Source organism: Novosphingobium pokkalii, assembly GCF_014652855.1.
Lineage (GTDB): Bacteria > Pseudomonadota > Alphaproteobacteria > Sphingomonadales > Sphingomonadaceae > Novosphingobium > Novosphingobium pokkalii.
The window spans coordinates 55,647-66,666 of record NZ_BMZP01000022.1; the positions used below are offsets into that span (position 1 = coordinate 55,647).

General features: G+C 69.6%; 12 protein-coding genes. 8 read left to right on the forward strand and 4 right to left on the reverse strand.

Going from position 1 to position 11,020, the window contains the following annotated elements; genetic code table 11:
• The coding region (locus IE191_RS18285; protein ID WP_191325818.1) for a c-type cytochrome at positions 1-565 on the reverse strand (565 nt) is incomplete at its 3' end.
• A gap of 224 nt (positions 566-789) precedes the next feature.
• Between IE191_RS18285 and IE191_RS18290 the strand changes: the two genes are divergently transcribed.
• From IE191_RS18290 to IE191_RS18320, 7 genes are all read left to right on the forward strand, one after another.
• Positions 790-1,683, forward strand: a complete 894-nt coding sequence (locus IE191_RS18290) for a prephenate dehydratase (RefSeq protein WP_191325819.1) — start codon at positions 790-792, stop codon at positions 1,681-1,683.
• Between the two features lie 91 nt (positions 1,684-1,774).
• Positions 1,775-2,518 carry a hypothetical protein gene (locus IE191_RS18295; RefSeq protein WP_229815612.1) on the forward strand — a complete coding sequence of 248 codons (744 nt, stop codon included), beginning with the start codon at positions 1,775-1,777 and terminating at the stop codon, positions 2,516-2,518.
• Positions 2,515-3,852 carry a DUF4350 domain-containing protein gene (locus IE191_RS18300; protein ID WP_191325820.1) on the forward strand — a complete coding sequence of 446 codons (1,338 nt, stop codon included), beginning with the start codon at positions 2,515-2,517 and terminating at the stop codon, positions 3,850-3,852. The genes IE191_RS18295 and IE191_RS18300 overlap by 4 nt, the downstream gene beginning before the upstream one ends.
• Complete coding sequence (locus IE191_RS18305) at positions 3,849-4,835, forward strand: AAA family ATPase (protein ID WP_191325821.1); 987 nt, start codon at positions 3,849-3,851, stop codon at positions 4,833-4,835. Before IE191_RS18300 ends, IE191_RS18305 begins: the two co-directional genes overlap by 4 nt.
• 20 nt (positions 4,836-4,855) lie before the next feature.
• Complete coding sequence (locus IE191_RS18310; protein WP_229815613.1) at positions 4,856-6,220, forward strand: DUF58 domain-containing protein; 1,365 nt, start codon at positions 4,856-4,858, stop codon at positions 6,218-6,220.
• Positions 6,217-7,266 (forward strand): stage II sporulation protein M, encoded by a 1,050-nt coding sequence (locus tag IE191_RS18315; protein WP_191325822.1) that lies wholly within the window; start codon positions 6,217-6,219, stop codon positions 7,264-7,266. The genes IE191_RS18310 and IE191_RS18315 overlap by 4 nt, the downstream gene beginning before the upstream one ends.
• Positions 7,263-8,186, forward strand: a complete 924-nt coding sequence (locus IE191_RS18320; protein ID WP_191325823.1) for an RDD family protein — start codon at positions 7,263-7,265, stop codon at positions 8,184-8,186. The genes IE191_RS18315 and IE191_RS18320 overlap by 4 nt, the downstream gene beginning before the upstream one ends.
• 6 nt (positions 8,187-8,192) lie before the next feature.
• Here IE191_RS18320 and IE191_RS18325 read toward each other — a convergent pair whose 3' ends face one another.
• Positions 8,193-9,134 carry an isoaspartyl peptidase/L-asparaginase family protein gene (locus IE191_RS18325; protein WP_191325824.1) on the reverse strand — a complete coding sequence of 314 codons (942 nt, stop codon included), beginning with the start codon at positions 9,132-9,134 and terminating at the stop codon, positions 8,193-8,195.
• A 48-nt stretch (positions 9,135-9,182) separates the two neighbouring features.
• Between IE191_RS18325 and IE191_RS18330 the strand changes: the two genes are divergently transcribed.
• Positions 9,183-9,647, forward strand: a complete 465-nt coding sequence (locus IE191_RS18330) for a GNAT family N-acetyltransferase (protein WP_229815614.1) — start codon at positions 9,183-9,185, stop codon at positions 9,645-9,647.
• A 117-nt stretch (positions 9,648-9,764) separates the two neighbouring features.
• Here IE191_RS18330 and IE191_RS18335 read toward each other — a convergent pair whose 3' ends face one another.
• Both IE191_RS18335 and IE191_RS18340 read right to left on the reverse strand, forming a co-directional pair.
• On the reverse strand, positions 9,765-10,697 hold the full coding sequence (locus tag IE191_RS18335) for an electron transfer flavoprotein subunit alpha/FixB family protein (RefSeq protein WP_191325826.1): 933 nt from the start codon (positions 10,695-10,697) through the stop codon (positions 9,765-9,767).
• The coding region (locus IE191_RS18340) for an electron transfer flavoprotein subunit beta/FixA family protein (protein ID WP_444544248.1) at positions 10,697-11,020 on the reverse strand (324 nt) is incomplete at its 5' end. The genes IE191_RS18335 and IE191_RS18340, both read right to left, overlap by 1 nt.

The window sequence follows — 11,020 nt, forward strand, 5'->3', positions numbered from 1 at the left end:
TGGCCGCACCGGCCGCCGGCACCGCTTCGGGGGCGGGCAGGGGCAGGTTGGAGCCCTTGGAATTGAGATAGAGGATCACGTTGGCGCGATCCATCGGGTCGGACAGGCCGGCGAACGACATCTTGGTGCCGTCGGCAAACTTCTTGGGGTTGGTCAGCCATTCATCCAGGCTGGCGAAATCCCACTTGCCGGCCTTGGACTTGAGCGAGTCGGAGAAGGCGTAGCCGCCGCGCCCTTCGGCGCGCGCATCGCCCACCACGCCCCACAGGTTGGGGCCGATGCCGTTGGCCGCGCCCTGGTCGATGGTGTGGCAGGCCTTGCACTTGGCAAAGATCGCCTCGCCCTTGGCGACGTCTGCCTTGGCCAGGCGATTGGCGATCGGTTCCACCGCAGCCGGGCCGGCGGCGCCGCCCTCGGGCTCCACACCCGCGATGGCATAGCCCATCTTTTCAGGGCGTTCATGCTTGTCGGCAAGGAAGTAATGGGCGGACAACGTTGATAGGCCAAGGGCCACGATACCGCCAAACAAGGTCCATCCCGCGATCGTATTGAAACGGTCGTCCATTCCCAGCCCCATTTATCGTGCGCATTTCCGACCCGCTGCCGGTACGCCGCTTTTGCAGGTGGGATAATCAGCCCCCCGCGCCGGCGCAAGTCCGATTAGAGCCACAGGGGAAACCCCGTCTGTGATCCAGGACAAATTTCAACACACGCGCCGGCCTCATCCTGCGGCAAATGCGGTGGCGGATGGCCCTTGCCCAAGCGGTGGCATTGTGCCTAACGGCAGCCATGCAAAGTTTCCCCGAACCCGCCCGCCTGCTTGTCGATCGCATGAGCGCCGCCGCTGCGGCCGATCCGGCGCGCGCCGTGGCGTTTCAGGGGGCGCCCGGCGCCAATTCGCACCGCGCGGCGCTGGAAGTGATGCCCGATGGCCTGCCGCTGCCGTGCTTTTCGTTCGAGGATGCGCTCGATGCGGTGAAGGATGGCCGCGCCGGCCAGGCGATCATCCCGATCGAGAATTCGCAGCACGGCCGCGTGGCCGATATCCACTTCCTGTTGCCCGAAAGCGGGCTGAGCATCGTGGGCGAGCATTTTCTCGACATCCACCACTGCCTGATGGCCCGCGCCGACGCCGGCGCGATCGTGGCCGCCTACAGTCACCCGCAGGCGCTCGGCCAGTCGCGCTTCTACTTGCGCGAGCGCGGGATCGTGCCGATGGCCTATGCCGATACTGCCGGTGCCGCCGCGCTGGTGGCTGAAAGCGCCGAGCCGGGCATCGCCGCGATTGCCCCGCGCATCGCCGCCGAGCTCTATGGGCTGGACCTGCTGGCCGAAGACATCGAGGACGCGCATGACAACACCACGCGATTCGTGCTGCTGTCCAAGGCGCCGCGCGACCCGGCAACGGTGACCGGCGCAGCGCTGACCACCTTCGTGTTCGAAGTGCGCAACATTCCTGCCGCGCTCTACAAGGCGCTGGGCGGCTTTGCCACCAACGGCGTCAACATGACCAAGCTGGAAAGCTACCAGAAGGGCGCCAGCTTTGCCGCGACGATGTTCTACGCCGATATCGTCGGCGCGCCGGGCGATCCGGCGGTGGATCGCGCGCTGGACGAACTCGCCTATTTCGCCAAGGACTTGCGCATTCTCGGCTCCTATCCGCTGGAACGCGCGCGCGGCTGACCGAAGGCTGGCCGAACGCTTACCGGGGCCGCAGCCAGAGCGGCGCATTCTGCGCTTGCGGCTGGCGCTGCGGCATGCAACGAACCGAGACGTGAGCACTGCCGCAGCGGCCGCCCGGGCCGTGTCCGCCTCTCCTGCCGCCCCGGCAGCGGCCTCTGCCGCCGCAGCCCACGGCGATGCTGCCCGTGCCGAGCACGCCTGGCAGACGGTGCGGGGCATGGGCGATATCCAGTTCGCCCCGGTGCCCGCGCCCCCGCCCGAAACGCCCTATGTGCCGCCGCGCTGGCTGGAAGCGATCCTGCGCGTGCTGAACCGGGGGCTGGAGTGGATCAACGCCCACTTGTTCGAGCCGCTGGGCCTGGCCCTGGCCAAATCGGGGCAGGCGCTGCTGCTGGGGCTGATCGTGGTGGGCGTGGCGGCGCTGGGCTGGCTGGCCTGGACTCTGATCGCGCCGTGGTGGCAGGCCCGGCGCGCCCGCAAGGCGCAGGCCGTGCCGGAGTGGAACCCGGTGCGCCAGGCCGCGCTGGCCCTGCTTGAAGATGCCGATGCCCTGGCCGCGCAGGGCCGCTTTGCCGAAGCGGTCCACCTGCTTTTGCAGCGCAGTGTGGCCGATATTGCCGCCGCCCGGCCGGACTGGCTCTCTCCCTCCAGCACTGCGCGCGAGATTGCCCTGCTGCCCGCCTTGCCCGCCACCGCGCGCCAGGCCTTTGCCACGATGGCCGAGGAAGTGGAGCGCGCCCGCTATGCCCTGCGCGCGCCGGGCCTGGGCGAATGGCAGCGGGCGCGCGGCGCCTATGCCGCCTTCGCGCTCGAACTGATCGGCGCCCCGGCATGAGCGTTCCACCTGCGGCCAGCACGGGTGCGGCGCCGTTTGCGCGGGGCACAGTGCTGGCGCTGCTGGTGGTGGGCGCGACGCTGTTCATCGGGCTGCTGTGGTATCTTGGCCATGCCGGCCCACCGGCCAACAATGGCGGCGGCCATGCCGGGGGGCGCGGGCTCAACGGCTATGCCGCGCTGGCGGCGCTGGCCAGCGAGGACGGCTATACCGTGGCGCAGACGCGCAGCCAGCGCGGCATGGAGCAGCCCGGCGTGCTGGTGCTGACCCCGCTGCCCGGCACCGACGGCAAGGACATCGACCGCATCGTGAGCAAGCGGCGGCGCATCGGCCCGACCGTGGTCATCGCGTCGAAATGGGATGCCAAGCTGTTGGAGCGCAAGGAACAGCGCCCGCGCGGCTGGACCCGCATCGAGGGCGTGTCGCTGCCGCAATGGCGCGGCTTTGCCGATGATGTGACCGTCACGCTCTCCGGGCTCAAGCCAGGCCTCGCCAAAGGCTGGACCACCGCCGATGGCCGCCATGGCCCGCTGCCCGACGACGCGCGGGTGGAATCGGGCACGGGCGACGGGCTGGTGCCGCTGGTCCGCACCGCCGACGGGCGCATTCTGGCCGCCTATCGCGGCGACAATGGCTATTATCCCTCGCTCGATCGTCTGGCCAATGTGGAAACGCCCGGCGTGGATGACGCGGATGGCGATGATGCAGACAGCGACAGCGGCCCGGACATGGATCTGCATCCGGTGATCCTGGTGTTCGAGCCGGACCTGTTCGACAACTATGGCCTGGCCGATCGCCAGACCGCGCTGCTCGCGCTCGATATCCTGCGCGCTGCCGCGGTCGATTCGGGCAGTCGCGCGGTGACGTTCGACCTTAGCCTCGCCGGGCTGGGCGGACGGCCCAATCTGCTGACCCTGGCGTTCGAGCCGCCGTTCCTGGCGGCGACCGCCGGTCTGCTGCTGACCCTGCTGGCGATCGGCTGGCGCGCGTTCTGCCGCTTTGGCCCGCCCCGCGCGGCCATCGCCGGCATTCCGCCCGGCAAGACCACGCTGGTGACCAACAGCGCCGCGCTGATCCGCCGCGCCGGCCGCCTGCATCTTTTGACCGTGCCCTATGTCGATGCCCTGCGTGAGCGGCTGGCGCAGCGCCTCGGCCTGCGCCGGGGAGCCGGGGCGGAGCAGACCGACCCGCTGATCGACGCGCATCTGGCCCGGCTTCATCCCGAGACCGTGCCGTTTTCCATCGCCGCTGCCCAGCTTGCAGCAGCGCACCGCCCGGCCGACGCGGTGCGGGCGGCCCAAGCCCTGCATGCCATTGAAAAGGACCTTGCGTGACCCAGTCCGACACCGCGCCCACGGCGCTCAGCCTTGATGAAGTGCGGGCCCTGGCCGATGCCATCCGCGCCCAGGTGGCCAAGGCCGTGGTTGGCCAGGACGAGGTGGTGGACCATCTGCTGGTGGCGCTGCTGGCCGGCGGGCACGTCCTGCTGGAAGGGCCGCCGGGCACGGCCAAGACCTTGGTGGCGCAAAGCTTTGCCACGGCAGTCGGCCTCGATTTCGGGCGCATCCAGTTCACCCCCGATCTGATGCCGGGCGATATCCTGGGATCGAACTTGTTCAATTTCCAGACCAGCCAGTTCACGCTGACGCGCGGGCCGATCTTCCACGATGTGGTGCTGGCCGATGAAATCAACCGCACCCCGCCCAAGACCCAGGCCGCCCTGCTCGAAGCCATGCAGGAACGCCGCGTGACGCTGGATGGCACGGCCCATCCGCTGCCGCCCCATTTCATGGTGGTGGCGACGCAGAACCCGATCGAGAGCCAGGGCGTCTATCCCCTGCCCGAAGCGCAGCTCGACCGTTTCCTGTTCAAGCTGCTGGTCGACTACCCCTCGGCCGAGGAAGAGGCGCGGATCGTGGTGCGCTATGGCGAGGGGCGCACCGGGCTGCACCCGGCGCAGATGGGCGTGGTGGCCGTGGCCAATGCGCAGGAGGTGGCCGGCGCCCAGGCCGCGCTCAAGGCGGTGACGCTGGCAGAGCCCCTGGTCGACTATATCGTCGCGCTGGTGCGCGGCACGCGCGACAATGGCGATCTGGTGGCTGGGGCTTCGCCCCGCGCGGCGGTCTTGTTGGCCGGCGCGGCGCGGGCGCGGGCGGCACTGGCCGGGCGCGACTATGCCATACCCGACGATATCAAGAGCCTGGCCACGGCGGTGCTGCGCCATCGCATGGTGTTGAGCCCTGCGGCCGAGATCGAGGGGCGCCAGGCCGAAGCGATCGTGGCCGATCTGGTGCAGCGCACCCCGGCGCCGCGCTGATCGCGGCCCCGGTTGCTGCCGTGGCGCGCTGGCGCTTTCCCTTTCGGCCAAGGCTCGCCGTCTATCCCACGGCGCGGGCGGTGCTGTTGCTGGCGCTGACCGCGCCGGCTGGGCTGTTGCTGGCCACGCTGGCGCCCCAGGGCTGGGTGGTGGCGCCCGCTGCCGGTGGCGCGCTGATCGTGCTGGTGCTGCTCGATGCGCTGATGGCCGGGGCGCTGCGCGATGTGCGCCTGGCCGTGGCGGACGATGCCGAAGTGGGCCAGCCGCTGCGCCTGGCGCTGGATGCGAGTTTTGCCGGGCTGGCCGGCGGAAGAGCCGGCGGCGCGCCGCTGGCGGCGCTGGCCTGCGATCCCCGCCTGGCCGATGGCGGGCGCGTGCCGCTGGCGCTGGCGCCAAGTGGCGAGGCCGGAGCGTGGCGGGGGGAAACCCGGCTGGTCCCTTCGCGCCGGGGGCCGGCGCGGATCGCAACGCTGTGGCTGCGCTGGAGCGGGCCGCTGGGCCTGGGCCATCGCCAGGTCACGCGCCCGCTGGACCAGGCGGTGCGGATCTGGCCCGATATCACCCCGGTGCGCAGCCCGGCCTTGCAGATCTTCCTGCGCGATGCCGCGTTCGGCCTGGTGGCGCGGCGCATTCGCGGCGAAGGCACCGAGTTCGAGGCCTTGGCCGATTACGAACCGGGCATGGACCGCCGCCGCATCGACTGGAAAAGCTCGGCCCGCCACGGCCGCCTGTTTGCCAAGGAATACGAGACCGAGCGCAACAACCAGATCGTTTTCGCGTTCGATTGCGGCCAGGCGATGACCGAGCCGCTGGCCGGCCTGCCCCGGCTGGACCGCGCGATCACGGCGGCGCTGACCACCGCCTGGGTGGCGCTCAAGGCGCAGGATCGCGTCGCGGTCTATGGCTTTGCCGCGCGGCCGCTGGGCCTTTCGCCGTTCGTGGCGGCGCCGCGCGATTTCGCCCGCCTGCAACGCAGCGCCGCCGCGTTCGACTATCACGGCGAGGAGCCCAATTTCACCTATGCCATGGCCACGCTGGCCACGCGGCTGCAACGCCGCTCGCTGGTGGTGGTCTTTTCCGACTTCACCGATCCGACCAGCGCCGAACTGATGATCGAGAGCCTGGGCCGCCTGCTGGAGCGGCACCGCGTGCTGTTCGTGGTGATGGCCGATGCGGAACTGTCGGGCCTTGCCACGGCCAGCCCCGACACGCTCGATGCCATGGCCCGCGCCGTGACCGCCACGGCGCTGCAACGCCAGCGCGCGCTGGTGCTGCAACGGCTGCGCCAGATGGGCGTGCGCCTGGTGGAAGCGCCGCATGACCAGATCGGCACGAGGCTGATCGATGCCTATCTGGGCGTGAAACGCGAAGGGAGCCTGGGATGATTGCCCGCTGGTTTGGCAAGAACGCCGGGCAGGAGGCAGCGGTGGAAGCCGCCGCGCTGCGCTCCGACCGCTTTCGCCAGGCGCGCGAGGGCGATTGGCAGCGGCTGGACGCCATCGTCACCCGGATCGAGGGCGGGCGGCTGCGCAAGCTTTCCGATGAAGACCTGGTGGCCTTGCCCGCGCTCTATCGCACGGCGGTGTCCAGCCTGGCGATCGCGCGCGAAACCTCGCTCGATGCCGCGCTGATCGCCTACCTCGAAGGGCTGGCGCGGCGCGCGTGGTTTGCCGTCTATGGCCCGCGCGAAGGGCTGGGCGCCTGGCTGCGGCGCTTTTTCCTGGGCGGGTGGAGCGCGGCGGTGCGCGCCATGGGCATAGACCTGGTCATCGCGCTGGCGGTGATGGTGCTGGGCACGGTGGTCGGCTGGTTGCTGGTGAGCGGCAATCCCGACTGGTATTACAGCCTGATGGCCGGGGGCAGCGATGACGTGCGTGTGCCCGGCGCCAGCCGCGCCGTCTTGCTGCACACCCTGTTCGGGCAGCAGGACCAGAACGGGCTGTCGATGTTTGCCGCCTACCTGTTCAGCAACAACGCGCAGGTTTCGCTGATTGCCTTTGCCCTCGGCTTTGCCTTTGGCGTGCCTTCGGTCCTGCTGCTGATCCACAACACCGCCGGGCTGGGGGCGTTGCTGTGGCTCTATCACGGGCAGGGGCTGACGCTGGAACTCGTCGGCTGGCTGGCGATCCACGGCACGACCGAACTGTTCGCGATCCTGCTGGCGGGCGCGGCTGGCCTGCATATCGGCCGGGCCATGGCCTTTCCGGGGGAGCAGCCGGTGCTGACCGCGGCAGCCGTGGCCGGGCGGCGCGCGGCGCAGGTCATGGTCGGGGTGGTGCTGATGCTGGTGCTGGCCGCGCTGCTCGAAGGGTTTGGCCGGCAATTGATCGACGCCACGTATGCGCGGCTGATCATCGGCGGGACGATGCTGGCGCTGTGGAACGCCTATTTCTTTGCCTATCGCCCGGCCCGCGTACGGGTGGCGGGATGATCGGGCGGTGGAAACGGCGCGCGGTGCGGCTGCCCGTGCAGGACCGGCGCAAGCGCCAGGTGGTGACGCCCGAAGGCGTGCCGCTGCCGTTCACGATCGGCGCGCGCGGGGCGCGGGCGCTGGCCCTGCTGATCGACCAGGTGCTGATCGTGGCGACGATGGCGGGCATTTCCTACCTGCTGTTCACGCTGGCGCGGGCGATCGACCTCAAGGCCAATGCCGGTGGCGGCGCGGTGGGCCAGACCGTGGTGGTGCTGTGGATCGTGGCGATGTTCCTGTTCCGCCACATCTGGTTCCTCTATTTCGAGCTCGGCCCGCGTGGCGCCACGCCGGGCAAGCGCGCGCTGGGCCTGCGCGTGGCGGCGCGCGATGGCGGGCGGCTGACCACCGAGGCGGTGGTGGCGCGTAACATCCTGCGCGATATCGAGCTGACTCTGCCGATCATTTTCGTCACCAGCACGCTGATCCAGGGCGAAGACGCCACGTTCGTCGCCTGGGCCGGAGCGGCCTGGTTCCTGATCTTCGCGTTCTTCCCCTGCTTCAACCGCGATGCCCTGCGCGCGGGGGACGTGGTAGCCGGCACCTGGGTGGTGGAAGCCGGGCGCGACCGGCTCAAGGCCGCGCTTTCGGTGGCCGGCGGCGCGTTGGGGGAAAGCGCGCTCACGCAGACGCGCTATGAATTCGGCGAGGCGGAACTGTCCGTCTATGGCGAATACGAGCTTCAGGTGCTGGAGCGCGTGCTGCGCGAGGACCGCGAGGAGGCGATGGTCGATGTCGCCCAGGCGATCTGCGCCAAGATCGGCTGGAACAGCGGCCGGGGCGACGAGCGCGCGTTCCTGGAGGCCTATTACACCCAGTTGCGCGCCCGCCTGGAACGGGGCATGCGGTTTGGCCGGCGCAAGGCCGACAAGTTTTCCTGAGCCGGCCTATTCGCCCGTGAAGATCGCCACGTCGGCGCGGCCGGTGTGATCGGCAAAGCCGCGATAGAGGCCCTTGGTGTTGAAAGCGTGGGTGAGAGTGCCCGCCGCATCGACGGCGATGATGCCGCCCACGCCACCCAGCTCGCCCACTTCGCCCAGCACGGCGCGGGTCGCCTGCTCCAGCGTCTCGCCGGCATGGCGCACGCGCGCGGCGATTTCGTGGCCCACGCCCACGCGGATGAACACTTCGCCCGTGCCGGTGCACGAAACCGCGCAGGCGCGGTTGTCGGCATAAGTGCCGGCGCCGATCAGCGGCGAATCGCCGATGCGGTTCCAGCGCTTGCCGGTGAGCCCGCCGGTGGAGGTGGCGGCGGCGAGATTGCCCTGCGCATCGCAGGCGACCGCGCCCACCGTGCCGAACTTGAGATCGGCATCGAACCAGCCATCCTTGCGCGCCTTGAACTCGTGCAACTGGCGGCGGCGCTCGTCGGTGGCGAACCAGGCGGGATCCACTTCCTCCATGCCGTGGTCGCGGGCGAATTCCTCGGCCCCGCTGCCGGCCAGGAACACGTGCGGCCCCTGTTCCATTACCGTGCGGGCCAGGCGCACCGGGTTGCGCGTGCGGGTGACGGCGCAGACGGCCCCTGCCGCGCGGGTGCGCCCGTCCATGATCGCCGCGTCCAGCTCGTTGGTTTCGTGATAGGTGAACACTGCGCCGCGCCCGGCGTTGAAATGGGGATCATCCTCCAGCGCGCAGACCGCCGCGCTCACCGCATCGAGCGCGCTGCCCCCGTCGCGCAGCACGGCAGCGCCCGCTTCCAGCGCCTGGGCCAGGGCGGCGCGGTAATCGGCGGCCATGGCCTCATCCATGATGTCGGGCGACATGGCGCCGGCGCCACCATGGATGGCCAGGCTCCAGCGGGGGGAGGAATCCGTTGCTTGCGTCATGGCGCAGGCGATAGCAGATGCAACCGGTTTGGCCAGATGGAGCGCGCAATGCCCGATGTAACGATACGCGAAGACGACCTGAGCGGCGCGGCGATCCAGGCATTGGTGGCGCTGCACTTGGGCGGGATGCATGCCCATTCGCCCGCCGACAAGGTCCACGCCCTGCCGCTCGATGCGTTGCGCGCGCCGGACGTGCGGTTCTATTCGGCCTGGGTCGGTGGCTATCTGGCGGGCATGGGCGCGCTGAAAGCGTTGGCGCCCGATCATGGCGAACTGAAATCGATGCGCGTGGCGCCCGCCTGGCTGGGCCAGGGCGTGGGCAAGGCGATCCTGGCGCACTTGCTGGACCAGGCCAGGGCGCGCGGCATGGCGCGGGTCAGCCTGGAAACCGGGAGCGGGCCGGCGTTCGAACCGGCCCTGGCGCTGTATCGCGCGCATGGCTTCGTGCCCTGCGCGGCCTTTGCGGATTATGTGGTGGATGATTTCAGCCAGTGTTTGACGCTGGCTTTGTGAGGGCGTGAAACACGCCCTCCCCCAACCCCTCCCGCATGCGGGAGGGCGGCACACAAAAAAGCCCCCTCCTCTTCAGAGGAGGGGGTTTGGGGGTGGTGCGAAGCCTTGCGCGAAGGCTTAAAGCTTGCCCACCAGTTCCGGCACGGCGGTGAACAGGTCCGCCACCAGGCCCACATCGGCCACCTGGAAGATCGGCGCGTCCTCGTCCTTGTTGATCGCGATGATGGTCTTGCTGTCCTTCATCCCGGCAAGGTGCTGGATCGCCCCGGAAATCCCCACGGCGAGATAGACCTGCGGCGCCACGATCTTGCCGGTCTGGCCGACCTGGTAATCGTTGGGGACATAGCCCGCGTCCACCGCCGCGCGGCTCGCGCCGATCGCGGCGCCCAGCTTGTCGGCCAGCGGCGTGATCGTGGCGGCAAAGGTTTCCGCGTCTTTCAGAGCGCGGCCGCCCGAGACGATGACCTTGGCGCTGGTCAGTTCCGGGCGCTCGCTCTTGGCGATTTCCGCGCCGACGAAGCTGGAGAGGCCAGCGTCACCCGCGCCGCTCACCGCGTCCACGCTGGCACTGCCACCGCTCGCGTCCGCCTTGGCAAAGGCGGTGGCCCGCACGGTCACCACCAGCTTGGCATCGCTCGATTCGACCGTGGCGATGGCATTGCCGGCATAGATCGGCCGGGTGAAGGTCTTGGGGCCTTCGACCGACAGGATATCAGAGACTTGCGCCACATCGAGCAACGCGGCCACGCGCGGCGCCACGTTCTTGCCGGTGGTCGTCGCCGGGGCCACGAAAGCATCGTGGTCGGCCATCAGGCCCGCCACCAGCGGCGCGACGTTTTCCGCCAGGGCATGGGCATAGGCCGCATGATCGGCCTTGAGCACGGCGGAAACGCCGGCGATCTGCGCGGCCGCCTCGGCCACGCCATCGACGCCTTCGCCCGCCACCAGCGCGACCACGTCGCCCAGTTGGCCCGCCGCGGTCACCGCGCTCAGCGTCGCGTCCTTGATCGCCGCGCCATCGTGCTCGACCCAGAGAAGAACCTTACCCATCACGCGACTCCCAGTTCCTTGAGCTTGGCCACCAGCGCATCGACATCGGCCACCTTGACGCCCGCCGCGCGCACCGGCGGCTCGGCCACTTTCAGCGTCTTGAGGCGCGGCGCCACGTCCACGCCCAGGTCGGCCGGGGTCTTGGTGGCAAGCGGCTTGGCCTTGGCTTTCATGATGTTGGGCAGCGAGGCATAGCGCGGCTCGTTGAGGCGCAGGTCGGTGGTGACCACCGCCGGCAGCGCCAGCTTGACCGTTTCCAGCCCGCCGTCGATCTCGCGCTTGACCAGCAGGTGATCGCCTTCGACGCTGACTTCATTGGCAAA

Excerpts from the sequence above, each read along its gene's own strand:
- IE191_RS18290 (WP_191325819.1), top strand. The coding sequence starts at position 790 with ATGCAAAGTTTCCCCGAACCCGCCCGCCTGCTTGTCGATCGCATGAGC.
- IE191_RS18300 (WP_191325820.1), top strand. The coding sequence starts at position 2,515 with ATGAGCGTTCCACCTGCGGCCAGCACGGGTGCGGCGCCGTTTGCGCGG.
- IE191_RS18315 (WP_191325822.1), top strand. The coding sequence starts at position 6,217 with ATGATTGCCCGCTGGTTTGGCAAGAACGCCGGGCAGGAGGCAGCGGTG.
- IE191_RS18320 (WP_191325823.1), top strand. The coding sequence starts at position 7,263 with ATGATCGGGCGGTGGAAACGGCGCGCGGTGCGGCTGCCCGTGCAGGAC.
- IE191_RS18325 (WP_191325824.1), bottom strand. The coding sequence starts at position 9,134 with ATGACGCAAGCAACGGATTCCTCCCCCCGCTGGAGCCTGGCCATCCAT.
- IE191_RS18330 (WP_229815614.1), top strand. The coding sequence starts at position 9,183 with ATGCCCGATGTAACGATACGCGAAGACGACCTGAGCGGCGCGGCGATC.
- IE191_RS18335 (WP_191325826.1), bottom strand. The coding sequence starts at position 10,697 with ATGGGTAAGGTTCTTCTCTGGGTCGAGCACGATGGCGCGGCGATCAAG.